This is a genomic window from Acinetobacter sp. YH01018, assembly GCF_013420295.1.
Classification (GTDB): Bacteria; Pseudomonadota; Gammaproteobacteria; order Pseudomonadales; family Moraxellaceae; genus Acinetobacter.
The window spans coordinates 1-15,833 of sequence record NZ_VOYL01000022.1 but is presented as its reverse complement, the minus strand read 5'-3'; the positions used below and the strand labels follow the sequence as shown (position 1 = coordinate 15,833).

General features: G+C 42.1%; 14 protein-coding genes. 7 read left to right on the top strand and 7 right to left on the bottom strand.

Going from position 1 to position 15,833, the window contains the following annotated elements; translation table 11 throughout:
- Nucleotides 1–16: 16 nt before the first annotated feature.
- The 4 genes from FTT83_RS09155 to FTT83_RS09140 form a co-directional block, all read right to left on the bottom strand.
- A complete protein-coding gene (locus FTT83_RS09155) occupies nucleotides 17–274 on the bottom strand; it encodes a GlsB/YeaQ/YmgE family stress response membrane protein (RefSeq protein ID WP_086197596.1) in 258 nt (85 codons plus the stop codon).
- A 177-nt stretch (nucleotides 275–451) separates the two neighbouring features.
- Nucleotides 452–979 carry a hypoxanthine phosphoribosyltransferase gene (hpt, locus tag FTT83_RS09150; RefSeq protein WP_092820932.1) on the bottom strand — a complete coding sequence of 176 codons (528 nt, stop codon included), beginning with the start codon at nucleotides 977–979 and terminating at the stop codon, nucleotides 452–454.
- Nucleotides 980–1,201: 222 nt separating this feature from the next.
- Nucleotides 1,202–2,518, bottom strand: coding sequence for a guanine deaminase (guaD, locus tag FTT83_RS09145; RefSeq protein WP_180176544.1), 1,317 nt, complete (start codon nucleotides 2,516–2,518; stop codon nucleotides 1,202–1,204).
- A 216-nt stretch (nucleotides 2,519–2,734) separates the two neighbouring features.
- Complete coding sequence (locus FTT83_RS09140; RefSeq protein ID WP_086197599.1) at nucleotides 2,735–3,691, bottom strand: TerC family protein; 957 nt, start codon at nucleotides 3,689–3,691, stop codon at nucleotides 2,735–2,737.
- 380 nt (nucleotides 3,692–4,071) lie between these two features.
- Here FTT83_RS09140 and FTT83_RS09135 point away from each other — a divergent pair, with 380 nt between their 5' ends.
- Nucleotides 4,072–4,356, top strand: coding sequence for a GNAT family N-acetyltransferase (locus FTT83_RS09135; protein ID WP_086197600.1), 285 nt, complete (start codon nucleotides 4,072–4,074; stop codon nucleotides 4,354–4,356).
- Nucleotides 4,357–4,545: 189 nt separating this feature from the next.
- Here FTT83_RS09135 and FTT83_RS09130 read toward each other — a convergent pair whose 3' ends face one another.
- Both FTT83_RS09130 and mpl read right to left on the bottom strand, forming a co-directional pair.
- The gene (locus FTT83_RS09130; protein WP_180176543.1) at nucleotides 4,546–5,631 is read right to left on the bottom strand and encodes a zinc-dependent alcohol dehydrogenase family protein; all 1,086 of its coding nucleotides are present in this window, start codon (nucleotides 5,629–5,631) and stop codon (nucleotides 4,546–4,548) included.
- A 229-nt stretch (nucleotides 5,632–5,860) separates the two neighbouring features.
- A complete protein-coding gene (gene mpl / locus FTT83_RS09125; RefSeq protein ID WP_086197602.1) occupies nucleotides 5,861–7,231 on the bottom strand; it encodes a UDP-N-acetylmuramate:L-alanyl-gamma-D-glutamyl-meso-diaminopimelate ligase in 1,371 nt (456 codons plus the stop codon).
- 256 nt (nucleotides 7,232–7,487) lie between these two features.
- Here mpl and FTT83_RS09120 point away from each other — a divergent pair, with 256 nt between their 5' ends.
- The 4 genes from FTT83_RS09120 to FTT83_RS09105 all read left to right on the top strand — a co-directional run bounded on the left by FTT83_RS09120 (nucleotide 7,488) and on the right by FTT83_RS09105 (nucleotide 11,840).
- Nucleotides 7,488–7,826, top strand: coding sequence for a DMT family protein (locus FTT83_RS09120; RefSeq protein WP_180174993.1), 339 nt, complete (start codon nucleotides 7,488–7,490; stop codon nucleotides 7,824–7,826).
- A gap of 399 nt (nucleotides 7,827–8,225) precedes the next feature.
- Nucleotides 8,226–8,738: a 5-(carboxyamino)imidazole ribonucleotide mutase gene (gene purE, locus FTT83_RS09115; protein ID WP_092820923.1), complete on the top strand. Its 513-nt coding sequence runs from the start codon at nucleotides 8,226–8,228 to the stop codon at nucleotides 8,736–8,738.
- 27 nt (nucleotides 8,739–8,765) lie between these two features.
- The gene (locus tag FTT83_RS09110) at nucleotides 8,766–9,887 is read left to right on the top strand and encodes a 5-(carboxyamino)imidazole ribonucleotide synthase (RefSeq protein ID WP_180176542.1); all 1,122 of its coding nucleotides are present in this window, start codon (nucleotides 8,766–8,768) and stop codon (nucleotides 9,885–9,887) included.
- Between the two features lie 663 nt (nucleotides 9,888–10,550).
- Nucleotides 10,551–11,840, top strand: coding sequence for a lytic murein transglycosylase (locus tag FTT83_RS09105; protein WP_180176541.1), 1,290 nt, complete (start codon nucleotides 10,551–10,553; stop codon nucleotides 11,838–11,840).
- Nucleotides 11,841–11,921: 81 nt separating this feature from the next.
- On the opposite strand, the gene FTT83_RS09100 is transcribed toward FTT83_RS09105, so the two are convergent.
- Nucleotides 11,922–13,049, bottom strand: a complete 1,128-nt coding sequence (locus FTT83_RS09100; RefSeq protein WP_180176540.1) for an anhydro-N-acetylmuramic acid kinase — start codon at nucleotides 13,047–13,049, stop codon at nucleotides 11,922–11,924.
- Nucleotides 13,050–13,112: 63 nt separating this feature from the next.
- Here FTT83_RS09100 and tyrS point away from each other — a divergent pair, with 63 nt between their 5' ends.
- Both tyrS and FTT83_RS09090 read left to right on the top strand, forming a co-directional pair.
- Nucleotides 13,113–14,345, top strand: coding sequence for a tyrosine--tRNA ligase (tyrS, locus tag FTT83_RS09095; protein ID WP_180176539.1), 1,233 nt, complete (start codon nucleotides 13,113–13,115; stop codon nucleotides 14,343–14,345).
- Nucleotides 14,346–14,870: 525 nt separating this feature from the next.
- The gene (locus FTT83_RS09090) at nucleotides 14,871–15,164 is read left to right on the top strand and encodes a hypothetical protein (RefSeq protein WP_180176538.1); all 294 of its coding nucleotides are present in this window, start codon (nucleotides 14,871–14,873) and stop codon (nucleotides 15,162–15,164) included.
- Nucleotides 15,165–15,833 lie beyond the last annotated feature (669 nt).

Below are 15,833 nucleotides of genomic sequence, written 5' to 3'. Positions count from 1 at the left end.
TGATTCGACAGGACATTTAACCCCTGGAATTCTTGGTCACCAGGTTATAAAGAAACAGAATAATGATGGCCCCAATCACCGAAGCAATAAAACCTGCTGCAGAGTTTTCACCATACAGTCCGAGTAAGCGCCCACCATAAGTGGCCAATAAAGAACCTGCAATACCGAGCAAGGCAGTAATAAAAAATCCTGCCTTATCATTACCCGGATGAATAGCGCGTGCAATTAAACCTGCAATAAAACCGACCACGATTGCAACGATCAGTGACCACATCAGTCTTCTCCTTTTGTTATCATTTATTTACTTTCAATTCGCTTTCATTTTTATAATTAATCATTTATCCAACACGAAACAGATGAATCCTGCTAATAACTGTTGTTTTTTTGTGCCTGTTGTACTTTAAAGCATAAAAAAGTGGCCTTCGGCCACTTTAAGTATCTTGGGGCAGTCTTATAAACCAATTTCACCAATAAATGGAATATGGCGATATTTTTGATCATAGTCCAAGCCATAACCGACAATAAATTTATCTTCCACTTCAAAGCCCAGGAATTTCACTTCAAGTTCAATTTCACGGCGTGAAGGTTTGCTGATGAGCGTACACAGTTCAATAGAGTTGGGACCGCGCGTGCTCAAGATTTCCAGGACTTTGCTCAGGGTATTACCAGAGTCGATAATATCTTCCACAATCAGTACATCTTTACCGCGAATTTCACCATCCAAATCTTTTAGAATTTTGACATCACGGCTTGAAACCGTACCGCCACCGTAACTGGATACGGTCATAAAATCGAGTTCATGCGGTTTGCTGATTGCACGACATAAATCCGCCATAAAAATGACAGAACCGCGAAGTAAACCAATCAGCACCAATTCTTTGTCACTATTGGCATAGTGAGCATCAATTTTTGCACCAAGCTCTTTGACTTTGGCTTGAATTTCTTCAGTTGAGATCATCACACTCATATGAACGGTCATGGGGAGATACCTAAAAGCAAATCAAAAAATAAAAAAGGTGTTGACCAGCAACACCTCTAAAGTTGTTTTAATTTTAATACATCTGTTTAAGAGATGCATCTTTTTTGCGCTTGTAAATATAATCAGACCTTGTGCTGCACCGTATCGCGTTTCAGTAAAAATGCACACACCAGGGCAATTCCAGTCCACACAATAATCTTTTTAGCAGATTTTTTCCTCACTTCACTTTTTGACATAGGCTGCTGCTCCATAAATATAGGTGGCATGGATATTACGATCATCGCCCATGGTCATCAGTGCAAATAAAGCATCTTCAATGCCTTTGGCATGTTCCTGACGCAGTGCCTGCAGTGCAGTGGCTTTTAAATCCAGTACAATAAAATCTGCTTCTTTGCCCAGGTTAAAGTTACCCAGTTTATCCTCCAGATCCAGCGCTTTGGCGCCGCCCAAGGTGGCGTGATACAGAGACTCAAATGCCGAGAGTTTATCGCCCTGAAGCTGCTGTACTTTGTAGGCTTCATTCAAGGTTTGCAGCTGACTGAAGGACGTCCCTGCCCCAATGTCTGTGCCTAAACCGACTTTAACCTGTTTTTCCCAGGTTTTTTTCAAGGGAAATAAACCACTGCCCAAAAATAGATTTGAGGTCGGACAAAAGGCAATGGCCGAGTCGGTGGCATGCATACAGTCCCACTCAGCATCTTCTAAATGTACGCAGTGGGCAAATACCGAACGTTGCCCGGTTAAACCATAATGGTGATAAACATCCAGATAGCCTTTTTGCTCAGGAAATAAGTCTTTGACCCAGGCAATTTCATTTTTGTTTTCACTTAAATGGGTATGCACATACACATCAGGATACTCGGCTTTCAGCTGCCCTGCTTTAGCCAGTTGCTCTGGTGTAGAGGTTGGGGCAAAACGTGGGGTAATGGCATACAGGTTGCGGCCTTTGCCATGCCATTTTTCAATCAATGCCTTAGAGTCCTGATAAGCAGTCTCTGGCGTGTCACACAAATCTTCTGGTGCATGACGGTCCATCATCACTTTGCCGGCAATTAAACGCATTTGATACTGTTCTGCGGCTGCAAATAAGGCATCGACCGATTCCGCATGGACTGTACAAAAAACCAAAGCTGTGGTGGTGCCGTTTTTTAATAATTCCTGGATAAAAAACTGCGCGATTTTGTCGGCATAGGCTTTGTCTTTAAACTGCAATTCAGTCGGAAAGGTATAGGTGTTCAGCCATTCAAGCAGCTGTTCCCCATAGGCCCCGACCATCTCGGTTTGCGGAAAATGGATATGGGTATCAATAAAACCCGGTACAATCAGCTTGTCGGGATAATGATGAACTTCAACATCAGCCGGAATATGCTGCTGGCCGCTTTGCCAGTCGCCAAACCAGCGAATTTTGCCATTTTCGGCAATCAGTAAACCATCTTCTACATATCGCACTTGGTCGTGAATATCACGCGCTTGGGCAACCGTATTCTGAATATCTAGGAAGCGACCGCGAACCGCCGTCGTTGCAACTACAGAAGACATTGAAAACCTGCGATTTTGAATTTTTTCGATTGATTGTACCTGATTTTTTCCCTTAAACCCGATCTGATGGGCTTAATCCTCTCCCCTGTGCGATGCATTGAGCGGCATGCTAAAGGATGAAAAACGCCATTGATAAATATCCAGTCGCTTGAAATAGGGGGGCATAAAAAAGCCTTCCATTTATGAGATGAAAGGCCGAATCATTTTATTTAAAAATTAAAGTGACTGTTGTTGCTTGTTGTAGCGAATCGATAACCATGCGGTAATGGACAGGACAATCACAATAAAGCCGAGTGATATCCAGATTGGCATATGGAACACATCCAGCATCAACATTTTGAAACCAATAAACAGCAGGATAATACCCAGACCATACGGCAGATAATGCATTTTGGATGCTGCACCTGCCAGCAAGAAAAACATGGCACGTAGACCTAAAATGGCCATTAAGTTTGCAGTTAATACGATAAAGGGATCACTGGTGACCGCGAAAATAGCCGGAATGGAATCTACTGCAAAAATGACATCGGAAGCTTCAACCAAAATCAAGACCAGGAATAACGGCGTGGCCCATAACAGACCGTTTTGACGGACAAAGAATTTATCTCCTTCCAGCTGCGGAGTAATACGCATATGTTTACGTAACCACTTGAGTAAGGCCATATCTTCAATATTGGGGTCTTCGTCATGACCTTTAAGAAATTTAAAGCCGGTATAGACCAGGAAAGCACCGAAGATATAAAGTACCCAAGAGAACTCCTGAACGAACCAGGCACCAATAAAAATAAAGATGGTACGTAATACAATGGCGCCGAGTACCCCATAGAGCAATATTTTACGTTGCAATGCCGGAGGAATAGCGAAGGCAGCAAAAATCATCAGCCATACAAAAACGTTATCAATCGCGAGGGATTTCTCTAATAAGTAACCTGCAAAATACTCCATGACTTTGGTATTTGCGATGGCTACCCCAGCTGTCTGTTGCAGGTAAAACCATAAGCCACCACCAAATAGTACGGCGACAGAAACCCAAGCCATACTCCAGTACGCTGCGGTTTTAATTTTGACTTCTTGGCCCTGTTTTTGTCTAAAGCCCAAGAAGTCGATGATGAGCATAACGGCAACTAAACCGAAGAATGCTAAATACAGCCATAAATTGCCAATGGATTCCATAAAAATCTCCACACCTGACAACTGGCCATAAAAAAACCTTGACCTGTTGCCAGATGATTTAAACATCTCTGTCAACATGATCAAGGTCTTGCCTACATCTGAATATTCATATTATGTAAATTCAGATGCTCAGATACCGACTTTTTGCAAAGTGTAATGACGATATTCTGACACCTGATCATTTTAAAACGGCATCATGATCAGGCTTGGAGGAGGCTACTCCCCTTGTTCAACTTAATTTTGTTTTGGATTTCATCCAAATATGGCTGAAGAATCGCATATTTATTGTAATTGTGCAAATTTTATCTATTCACACTGTTTTAAAATAATCTACTTTTAACGTATTCTGGTTTCAGTCAAATAAAAAGTGAGGACTAGCGATGCAGTTTCAACACAAGGATAATGGCCAAAAAGGTGAGTTTTTTACTTTGAATGATGCAGGTCAACGAATTGCAGAAATCAGTTATGTTTGGCGCAATGAAAATACCATAGTGGCTGATCATACCTGGGTGGATGATTGTTTGCGTGGTCAAGGCGTAGCACGAAAATTGTTAGATGTTTTAGTTGAATTTGCACGTGAAAAACAGTTAAAAATTATTCCCACCTGTTCCTATGTGGAGGTAATGTTTAAACGTGATCAGAGTTTTACAGATGTTGTAGCCTAAGTTTAAAGATGCTGGCCGATAGAGAGATTGTCTGTCATTTGGCTTTTAAATCTGGCAGATCAAGGCTTTGCAGTAGGGTATAAAATTCAGAACCTGCCTTCAGGCCAATAGCGGACCACTTTCCTATTTCTGATGCAGGTTAAAATAAAAAAGTCCGCGATGCGGACTTTTTTATCGAAGACTTAAAGTTTAAGCCATGTCGATCATCACCTTCAGTGCCTTTTCATCAGCGGCATGCTTGAAGACATCATAGGCCTTTTCAAATTCGTTAAATTTAAAGTGATGGGTCGCCAGTTTTTCCAGTGGCAGTTTGCCGGAACAGCAGGTTTTCAGCAGCATGCCGGTGGTGTTGGCATTGACCAGACCGGTGGTGATGGTCAGGTTCTTGATCCAGAGCTTGTTCAGTTCAAAGTTGACGGGTTTGCCATGCACACCCACGTTGGCAATATGGCCACCCTCTTTCACCACATGTTGGCAGATATTCCAGGTCGGTTCCACACCCACTGCTTCAATGGCACAGTCAACACCACGACCACCGGTCAGCTCTAAAATCTTTGCAATGGCATCTTCTTTAGCAGAGTTGATGATATGGGTAGCCCCTACAGTCTTGGCAAATTCCAGTCGGTTATCATCTGTATCCACCATAATAATATTGGCAGGTGAATAGAATTGTGCGGTGAGCAGACAGCTCATTCCAATCGGGCCAGCACCGACAATTGCCACGTTATCGCCCGGTTTAACATCACCATACTGCACGCCAATTTCATGTGAAGTTGGTAGAATATCAGACAGGAAAACTGCGACATCTTCATTCAGGCCTTCTGGCAAATGATAGAGTGAAGTATCGGCAAATGGAGTGCGGACATATTCGGCATGGGTGCCATCAATCATGTAACCCATAATCCAGCCCCCTTCATTACGGCAATGCGCGTACAGCTGTTTCTGGCAGTTTTCACAGGTACCACAGCGGCTGACACAGGAAATAATTACCCGGTCGCCTTTCTTGAAGTTTTTTACGGCTGAACCGACTTCTTCTACAATGCCGATGCCTTCATGACCGAGAATGCGGCCATTAAAGCTGCCGGTTTTTTCTTTTTCCACCTGTTCAATTTCGGGGTTTTTACCTTTCCAGATGCCGAGGTCGGTTCCGCAGATTGTGACTTTTGTGAGTTTGATAATCGCATCATCGGGATGCAGGATGGTAGGAATGGGACGTTCTTCGAAACGGATATCATTGGCGCCGTAGTAAACCATTGCTTTCATTGTATTTGACATGGGGACCATCCTTCTTAATGTTTATTGTAAAAGACATCCAGCCGCCTGGCTTATATAGCAACAGTCATGTTGGCGGGATGCTATCCAGTTAAATTAACAAGTCTTGATGACAAGGTCATTAGCAAAATAGTTATTTGAATAAAAAATAATATATGATTTATTAACTTGTTAATGAAGGACCGCAGAACGATTGGCTACGGTCCTGATCAAGTTCAGGCTGAAAAGAAGTTTAAGCGTTTTGCTGTAAGGCACTAATCAATTTCTGGTGTAATCCACCAAAACCGCCATTCGACATAATCACCACAGCATCGCCCTCACCTGCCTCAGAGACAACCGTTTGAATGATGTCATCTAAGCTACGTGCCACCACGGCTTTGTTTGGTGCGGCATCAATTACCGGCTGTAGATCCCAGTCCAGCCCTTCCGGTTGATACCAGATTACTTCATCCGCCAGACGTGCGGAATGCGCCAAACCATCTTTGTGGCTACCCATACGCATGGTATTGGAGCGCGGTTCAATAATGGCCCACAGTTTACGTTCACCCAGGCGTTTGCGTGCGCCGTCAAGCGTGGTTTCAATGGCGGTTGGGTGATGGGCAAAATCATCATACACCTCAATGCCTTTTACCGTATCCAGCAATTCCATACGGCGCTTGACGCCGCCAAAGTTGGAAAGTGCTTCACATGCAGTTTCGATCGAAACGCCCACATGTTCCGCCGCTGCAATGGTCGCCAAGGCATTGGCCACACTGTGCTGTCCGGTCATGTTCCATTTCACGATACCTTTAACGATACCATTTTCCAGTACTTTAAAATGTGAACCATCATTTAATAACTGTTCGGCAGAAAGTAACGCTTTGTCATTGGCATCCAATGAAGTGCGAACCACAGGTGTCCAGCAGCCCATCTGCAAAACTTCATCAATATTGGTTTCGGTAATTGGCGCAATAATGCGGCCTTCACTTGGAATGGTCCGTACTAAATGATGGAACTGTTTTTGAATCGCAGCCAGATCATCAAAGATATCAGCATGGTCAAATTCAAGGTTATTCAAAATCGCGGTTTTAGGATGGTAATGCACGAACTTGGAACGCTTGTCGAAGAAGGCAGAATCATATTCATCCGCTTCTACACAGAAGTATTTGCCGCCGCCTAAACGTGCACTTTCACTAAAACCCAAAGGTACGCCGCCAATCAAAAAGCCCGGATTTAAACCGGCCTGATCCAGTACCCAAGCCAGCATAGTGGTTGTGGTGGTTTTACCATGGGTTCCTGCAACGCCCAGCACATGTCTGCCTTGTAAAACATGATCGGCCAAGAACTGTGGACCTGAAATATAAGGCAGACCTTCATTGAGCATGTATTCCACCGCATCAATGCCGCGCTTCATGGCATTCCCGACAATCACCAGATCGGGATGTGGCTGCAAATGACTGCGGTCATAACCCTGCATCAAGCCAATGCCTGCATTTTCTAGTTGGGTTGACATGGGTGGATAGACATTTGCATCCGAACCCGTCACTTTATGTCCTAAATCACGTGCCAATAGTGCGAGCGAACCCATAAAGGTGCCACAAATACCCAAAATATGCAGATGCATGCGTTTTAACTCCACTGCTTTTTAGACACATCACGTTGTTATTGGTGGTGTTGTCATTATTGATTCAATTTGAAAGCAACGATATCAAGGGTTTTGCGGAAAAGATAGTCTTTCTTGTATCTATTCCCGGCATTGCATCCGGTAGTTTAGGGGGCTGTTGGATCGGGATTTCTCCGCGCTAAAATCCGTCTGGAAATCACATGCTTTTTTACTGGAAAAACGTAAAATATTTGCAGTTATTCCAGATCAATTGACTATGTACTTTGCCCTGCTGCTTTTAATTATTTCCAACTGCTTTATGACTTTGGCCTGGTATGGTCATCTTAAATTTTTACATGGTGCACCCATCTGGCAGGCGATTTTATTCGGCTGGCTGATCGCCCTGCTGGAGTACAGCTTTATGATTCCCGCCACCCGTCTGCTTGCACAACAGGGCTGGGCCGTGGGACAAATGAAAATTACCCAGGAAGTGGTGACCTTGCTGGTCTTTGTACCTTTTATGATTTTTCTGTTTAAACAGCCCTTTAAACTGGATTATTTGTGGGCAGGATTGTGTCTTTTAGGTTGTGTATATTTTGTTTTTAGAAGTCAGTAAAACTTGATAATTTTATTTGGAATTTGAGTTACTTCATCGCCTTCTTCTCAAGTTATGATCCAAAATAATTTGTGGAGGCATTGTTTTACTTTTGAGGGATCAAAAGTAATAAAAATCCTTTGTTGATCTGATGATACTTCCTTGTATCACAGCTCAACGGCGACCTCCATGTCGCCTTTACGCGATAGCATCGTTGGAAATAATAATTTAATACTTTTTTAGAATTGATGATGATTTCTTTATTATTTACCTAAAAAGCAGCGGAAATACAGCAGTAAAGTATCTGTTAAATTTTGGTGAGATGAAAAATCAGTCTATAATAGCGAGCTTGTGATTCATTTAAAACTTGGCTCTTGTCGAGATTTATCCTTCCTTACATTCGTTTATGGAACATTTGCAATGAATGCGGCTGCTGCAGACACTCAACCTCTCGTTGGAATTATCATGGGTTCCCAATCTGACTGGGCAACTCTGGAACACACTGCCAATATGCTGAAACAGCTTGGCGTCCCATTTGAAGCGGAAGTTGTTTCTGCACACCGTACCCCAGACCGTTTATTTGAATATGCTGAAACAGCACGTGAACGTGGTATTCAGGTGATTATTGCCGGTGCTGGCGGTGCAGCGCATCTTCCAGGCATGTGTGCAGCAAAAACCGATTTACCGGTTCTGGGTGTACCAGTGAAATCTTCTATTCTTAATGGCGTAGACTCATTGCTTTCAATCGTGCAAATGCCTGCCGGTATTGCAGTCGGTACATTGGCAATTGGTCCTGCCGGTGCAACCAATGCCGCCATTATGGCAGCACAAATTTTAGGTTTAACACGTCCTGAAATTGCAAAAAATGTTGCTGAATTCCGCGCTGCGCAAACTGAAAAAGTGGCAAGCAAAAATATTCCAGGCCAAAACTAAAGCCAAGCTTAAAACGGGACACATGTTATGGATAAAACCATCGGTATTTTTGGTGGTGGTCAACTCGGCCGTATGATGGCGCAAGCTGCTCTACCGTTGAATATTCAATGCACCTTCTTTGAAGCCAATACAGATTGCCCTTCTGCAGCGCTGGGTCAGGTCATCTCAAGCCAAGTTGAAAATGGTTTAAATGAATTTATTCAAAGTGCAGATGTATTTAGTCTGGAGTTTGAAAATACCCCGCTTGCAGATGTGGATATTTTAACCCAGCAAAAACAATTACACCCGCCGCGTCAGGCTTTGGCTATTGCGCAAAACCGTTTGCTGGAAAAAGCTTTATTCGATCAACTCGAGATTCCAGTTGCGCCTTATAAGGCAGTCGATTCGCTAGAAACCTTACAAGTGGCTGTTGCTGAACTGGGTTTGCCAATCGTCTTAAAAACGGCAACAGGTGGCTACGACGGTAAAGGTCAGTTTGTGCTGCGTTCTGTAGATAAGGTTGATCAGGCATGGGCTGAGCTTGGTCCGGCTGGTTCACTGATTGCAGAAAGTTTTGTGACCTTTTCACGTGAAGTATCGATTATTGCGGTACGTGGTCAAAACGGTGAGGTGAAAACCTGGCCATTAGCAGAAAACCACCATCATAATGGTATTTTGTCGCACTCAATTGTGCCTGCACCTAACAGCGCCGATTTACAGCCTGTGGCACAAGACTACATCACTCGCTTGCTGAATCATTTGAATTATGTCGGTGTGTTGACGCTAGAACTGTTTGTGACCGATAAAGGTTTATATGCCAACGAGATGGCACCGCGTGTGCATAACTCGGGGCACTGGTCAATTGAAGGTGCTGTTTGCTCACAGTTTGAAAACCACATTCGTGCGGTGGCGGGCTTACCTTTAGGTTCAACTGAAGTGGTTCGTCCAACGGTGATGATCAATATTATTGGTCAACATCCTAAATCTGAAGATGTCTTGGCTTTAAATGGCGCTCATTTGCACCTTTACAACAAGACTGAGCGTGAAGGTCGTAAAATTGGCCATATCACCTTGATGCCAAATGACAGTGCTGAACTGACTACTTTATGCCGTGCATTGGCGAAAATTTTGCCGAATCCACTGGCACTTAGCGAAGATATGAGCATTTAAACCCAAGTTTGAATGATAAAAAAGCGGTCATGCCAATGATCGCTTTTTTTATGCCTGCACTTCGGGCATGATTGCGCCTCTTTTCGAGAATGCGCCATTTATCGGAACAGAATAAAAATAATTGTGTGTAATTTATACAATGCTTTATAAATATACTGCATAAAAAACAAACAAATAGAATGGTTCTGTATTTTAGTTTTATTGTCGTAAAACAAATGCAGAAATTTTTAAATTCAAAAGATAAAAATAAATTCAAAATATGAATTTAAATTTAAACTCGTGCATTTGAATTTAAAAAATATGAATTCAAAGTATTTAAGGAAGAAATGAATTTAAACTTTAAATTTAAAAAGTAGGATTTTAAATTTAAAGTATGAGCTTTCTAAGATTATAAAAACGGTCAGAATTAACTTGTTCACAAGCCGTTTGAATTTAAAACTTTGCTTTAAATTTAAAATAATGAATTTAAATTCATATTTCCTTATGTTTTAAATTTAAAAAATTCTAAAAATAAAGGCTGTGGATAAAATTTTTAAATTCAAAAGTAAAATATGAATTTAAAATGAAGAAAATGAATTTAAATTTACGATTTGATTCAGAAACGATGTGCTGATGGTGGTATGGTAAAAGCATAATTTAAATTCAAAGATCGTAAAGGATACTATGCAGCGCTTAGCTTTCGTTTTAGGTTCAGTTTTCCTTGCCATGACTCAAGCCAATGCTGAGCTGATTATTAATGGTCAACCTGTCACAGTCACTTCAACCCCACCAGCCGATCAAATTTTTAGTTCGCAAAATAATTTTCAGCAATGTCTGGCAAACTTACGTAGTCAAGCCATAACTTCGGGTGTGAGTGGCTCTACCTATGATCGCTATACGCAAAATTTAACGCCTGATTATTCTGTGATTGATAAATTGAATTATCAGCCTGAATTCTCGACCCCGATTTGGGACTATTTATCCGGTCTGGTCGATGAAGAGCGGGTACAGTTGGGACAACAAAAACTGGCCCAGCACCGAGAGGTGTTAAATCGTGTTGCAGCCACCTATGGGGTACCGGCTGAAACCGTGGTGGCGGTTTGGGGTGTAGAAAGTAACTTTGGCGATATTTCCGGAAGCTATCCTTTATTGCAGGCTTTGGGCACTTTAAGTTGTGAAGGGCGTCGCCAGGGGTATTTCCGTGGCGAATTTTTTACCACCATGCGAATTTTGCAGCGCGGTGATTTAAGCGAACAGCAAATGAAAGGCTCGTGGGCAGGGGCATTTGGCCATACCCAGTTTATGCCTTCTACTTATGATGAGTTGGCTGTCGATTTTGATGGCGATGGACGCCGTGACCTGGTGTCCAGTACTACAGATGCTCTGGCTTCAACCGCCAATTTTCTGAAAAAACGTGGCTGGCAAACTGGCATGCCTTGGGGCTTTGAAGTGAAAATTCCGGAAGGCATGTCTATTGCGGGTGAAAGCCGTCGCAATAAAAAGGCTTTAAGCAGCTGGATGAGTCGTGGTGTAGTTCGTGCGGATGGCAGTCCTCTGATTCAAGGCAATTTATCTGACAGCAGTGCTGCAGGTTTAATGACACCTGCGGGTGCAAATGGCCCGGTATTTTTAGTCTTTAAAAACTTCGATGCCATATATAGTTATAACGCTGCGGAAAGTTATGCTCTGGCGATTGCGCATTTGTCTGATCGCTTACAGGGTCAGAGTGCCGGCTTTAGTAAAATCTGGCCCACCGATGATGCAGGAACATCACGTGCAGAACGTCGTGAAATTCAGCAATTCTTGATCAATCGCGGTTATGACATTGGTACTGTAGATGGCCTGATTGGGGATAAAACCCGTCAAGCGATCCGTCAGGAACAGATTCGTTTGGGGCTTAGCCCAACCGGACGAGCTGGACAACAAATTTTAAATGCCTTGCGCAGTGAAAATGCTAAAAAAATGATGCAATAGATAGCGCTATAAACGTATAAAAATAAAAAGGTCTGCATCAAGCAGACCTTTTTTATGCTGAAGCTTTGCATTAAAAAATATTTAGACGGCCGTTATGCTTCCCAAAATACGATAGCCAGCCGCACCGGTGACTGCAGGCAGATTACCACTTTGCTGATTGACAAAGCGCATAGCCAGCCAGGCAAAAGCAGTTGCTTCTACCCAGGTTGGGCTCAGCCCTAAATCTGCTGTAGTTTGTACTGTCCATTCGTGTTTGCGTAAACGCCAGCGCAATTGTTCAAGCAGGTTCGAGTTATAGGCTCCGCCACCGCAGACATAAACTTCACCGGTATCCATGTCGGAACGGTAAATGGCTTTTTTAATGGCGCGGGTGGTCAGTTTCATTAAGGTCGCCTGAACATTTTCAGGGGTATCTTCTAACTCGTCATATTCAAGGTCATTACGCCAGTCGAGAATTTGTTCATCCAGCCATTCCAGGTTGAAGTCTTCGCGGCCGGTACTTTTCGGTGGTTCTTTGGAGAAAAACTCATGCGCTTGCAAGCGGTCCAGCAGGCTGCGAATGGGTTGTCCGTAGGTTGCCCAGTTGCCATTTTCATCATAGGGCTGACCGGTATAACGCTGACACCAGGCATCCATAAGAATATTGGCAGGGCCGGTGTCAAAACCAAAAACAGCTTCGGGTTTGCCGGCCGGCAGCATGCTGACATTGGCAATCCCGCCCAAATTCAGAATCACACGATGAATGCTGTCATGCTGAAACAAAGCTTGATGAAATGCGGGAACCAGAGGGGCACCTTGACCGCCAGCCGCCATATCACGACGACGAAAATCTGAAATGACCGGAATTTGCGTCATTTCGGTAATAATGTTGGGATCACCAATTTGCAGGGTGAAGCCATGTTCAGGACGGTGGCGTATGGTTTGTCCATGCGAACCGATGGCTTTAATTTGCTTGCGATCTAAATGGTTCTTTTCAATGAGTGTATTAATGCCTTGACCAATCATGCTGGCTAAAGCAACGTCAGCTTTACCCATACGGTCAATTTCATTGTCGCCCGGTAGGGTGAGCGCCATCAGTTCGTCACGAAGATCGGGATCAAATGGCAAAGTGAGGGTCGCATGAAGCTGTAAGGGATCAAAAGAAGCAGCAACAATATCGACACCATCCATGCTCGTGCCGGTCATTACCCCAATATAGATCGCTGTCATGATTATTCTTAAGCCTGCAATGTGCTGAAAAAGTGTTAGTATATCGCACAAATTGAATAACTGATGTGTTTGGGTTTTGTGATGTCAAATTTCCTGCCGGCTGAAGAACAACTTGCCCTCATTCAACGAGGCACGCATGAAATTATTTCTGAAGAAGATCTTCTGAAGAAATTAAAAGAAAATCGTCCGCTTAAAATTAAAGCGGGTTTTGACCCAACTGCACCTGATTTGCACTTAGGTCATACGGTTTTAATTAATAAATTGAAAGTGTTCCAGGATCTGGGGCACGAAGTTTATTTCCTGATTGGTGACTACACCGCCATGATCGGTGATCCAACAGGTAAAAGCGCGACTCGTCCACCTTTGTCACGCGAAAAAGTATTGGAAAATGCAAAAACTTATCAAGAACAAGTCTTTAAAATTCTTGATCCGGCTAAAACCAAAGTGGTGTTTAACTCTGAATGGTTTGCTCAAAAAACTGCGGCTGATTTAATCCAGCTGGCTTCACAGCAGACTGTAGCACGCATGCTGGAACGTGATGACTTTACCAAACGTTATAACAGCCACCAACCGATTGCGATTCATGAATTTTTATATCCATTGGTGCAAGGTTATGACTCGGTCGCATTACATGCTGACGTAGAGTTGGGGGGGACAGACCAAACCTTTAACCTGTTGATGGGGCGTACTTTGCAAGGTCGTTATGACCAGGAAGCACAAGTCTGTATTACGGTACCGATTCTTGAAGGTTTAGATGGCGTGAATAAAATGTCTAAATCTTTAGGTAACTACATTGCCGTGTTTGATGCACCGGGTGCGATGTACCAAAAAGTCCTTTCAATGCCCGATTCCCTGATCGAGCGTTATTTTGATTTGTTAAGCTTCAGGTCGATTGAAGAAATTCAGCAGCTGTTAAAAGAAGTGGCTGAAGGTCGTAATCCGCAAGAAGTGAAAAAGATTCTTGCACTTGAATTGGTTGAGCGCTTCCATGGCGCCGAAGCTGCAGCAACTGCACATAAAGGTGCGGGTAACCTGATTACTGAAGGTGAATTGCCAGAAGGAACACCTGAGGTGACCATTTCACGGGGCGAATTTGGTGGTGAAATCTTTATTACCTCTATTTTACGTGCTGCGGGTTTAACTAAAAATGCGGCTCAAGCCAAAGATGCGATCGGTCGTGGTGCTGTTAAAGTAGATTGGAATGTGGTTGATGCTAATTTTTCTGTGAAAGAGAACGTGACTTTGATCGTTCAAGCCAGCAAAAAAGCAATTGCAAAAGTGACTTTTGTAGACTGAGTATTATTCTAAGTTGTTGAAATAAAAGCAGGCTTCGGCCTGCTTTTATTTTTTTAGTTATATATGAATTATATAAATATATAAATTCAAAAAAAAGCTTATAAAAACAATACTTAAATTTTTCCAATTGTCTTGATTTTGTCATATTTTATGTTTAAGATTTATTCATCTAGACATTGTGTAGAAACATATCTAGAGGGTATATAAAAATAACTCCACAATTTTTAAGTCTCTTCCCCAAGAGGCTTTTTTTAAATTTTTGTAGATAACTATAATAATGACACGATGGATCGCATAAAGATTCAACTCCAGGGAAGAGATTTTGGGAGAGATCTCTTCCTTTTTTATTTCTGAATTTCCACGATTCCTGCTGATTTTTTATTGGACTGTTGCGTTTTTCATTTGCTTGAAATACGGGCTAGACTGCAGTATGAATGCTGAGATTGAATCCCATCATTAGCATGCTTGAGATATGGAATCTCAAAAATATTTATAAAAGTCATAAAAAGAGGGTAAGCATTATTTATGTATCATTACCAGACTCAGGATATTTTTGATCAGGAAATCGATTTTATTTTACGTTTTCTATTTGAATACGATACGCCTGAACAGAAGCAGGAATCTTTTGAGCAAGCCTATGCTTTATTACAGCGATTAGATATTGCCTCTCACTATCTTTTATTTTCATTGGTCAAAGAACGTTTACCGCGTCGGGCTAAATTATTATTTGCTGCTGAAGACTATAGGGGTAAGAAAGAAATGATTGAAGAAGTCATGTGTTACTGGTTGGGGCGTAATGACTCACCCTATGTGGCTTAATTCATCTGAATAGGCTGTTCAATCTTTATGAGCTCTTAATTTTTTGTGGTTGAAAAGGGGGTGGAGAGATAACGGATTCATTTTAAATCGCAAAAAATCTGTCTAAAAGTAGAAAGCTGCTTTGAATAAAGTGTTGTATATCTATAAGTCGGATGGAAAAGAGCAAAATATCGTCTGTAATCAGAGAAAGCTTTAAAAAATCCTTTATAGCGAAAAGGAATTTTAGGATTTTATTGGAATTCCGTAGTTTTTTGATCGCTATCAGGTCTTAAAAAAAATGGGTTGTTTTTATTTGAATCACAATGAATCCGCTATTTTTTTAAGAAAAATGCTCAAAATTTAGATAAAAAAGCGATTTTTTGGCAATTTTCGTAGAAAAAAGAGACATACGTGAAAAATATAGTGAATTGGGGGTTGCAATGATTCTGAAATCCTCTAGAATGCACCCCATACCGACGAGATAGACGGAAACGAACGAAGCACGAAGTGCTAAGTTGTTAAGTTTATTAAAGTCCAGCTTCTAATACTGACGAGGTATTAGAAAGATCATTAAGAGATTATGAAGAACAACTTGTGTGGATTTTTACTGGTTGATTGATCGAAATTATTTTCATTGATTGATGGTAGAAATTACTCGAAGTTTATTTGAGAAATATTTGTCAGAAAATT

Coding starts and splice junctions, on each gene's coding strand:
- FTT83_RS09105 (WP_180176541.1), top strand. CDS start 10,551: ATGCAGCGCTTAGCTTTCGTTTTAGGTTCAGTTTTCCTTGCCATGACT.
- FTT83_RS09135 (WP_086197600.1), top strand. CDS start 4,072: ATGCAGTTTCAACACAAGGATAATGGCCAAAAAGGTGAGTTTTTTACT.
- purE (WP_092820923.1), top strand. CDS start 8,226: ATGAATGCGGCTGCTGCAGACACTCAACCTCTCGTTGGAATTATCATG.
- hpt (WP_092820932.1), bottom strand. CDS start 979: ATGACCGTTCATATGAGTGTGATGATCTCAACTGAAGAAATTCAAGCC.
- guaD (WP_180176544.1), bottom strand. CDS start 2,518: ATGTCTTCTGTAGTTGCAACGACGGCGGTTCGCGGTCGCTTCCTAGAT.
- mpl (WP_086197602.1), bottom strand. CDS start 7,231: ATGCATCTGCATATTTTGGGTATTTGTGGCACCTTTATGGGTTCGCTC.
- FTT83_RS09110 (WP_180176542.1), top strand. CDS start 8,766: ATGGATAAAACCATCGGTATTTTTGGTGGTGGTCAACTCGGCCGTATG.
- FTT83_RS09100 (WP_180176540.1), bottom strand. CDS start 13,049: ATGACAGCGATCTATATTGGGGTAATGACCGGCACGAGCATGGATGGT.
- tyrS (WP_180176539.1), top strand. CDS start 13,113: ATGTGTTTGGGTTTTGTGATGTCAAATTTCCTGCCGGCTGAAGAACAA.
- FTT83_RS09120 (WP_180174993.1), top strand. CDS start 7,488: ATGTACTTTGCCCTGCTGCTTTTAATTATTTCCAACTGCTTTATGACT.
- FTT83_RS09140 (WP_086197599.1), bottom strand. CDS start 3,691: ATGGAATCCATTGGCAATTTATGGCTGTATTTAGCATTCTTCGGTTTA.
- FTT83_RS09155 (WP_086197596.1), bottom strand. CDS start 274: ATGTGGTCACTGATCGTTGCAATCGTGGTCGGTTTTATTGCAGGTTTA.
- FTT83_RS09090 (WP_180176538.1), top strand. CDS start 14,871: ATGTATCATTACCAGACTCAGGATATTTTTGATCAGGAAATCGATTTT.
- FTT83_RS09130 (WP_180176543.1), bottom strand. CDS start 5,631: ATGTCAAATACAATGAAAGCAATGGTTTACTACGGCGCCAATGATATC.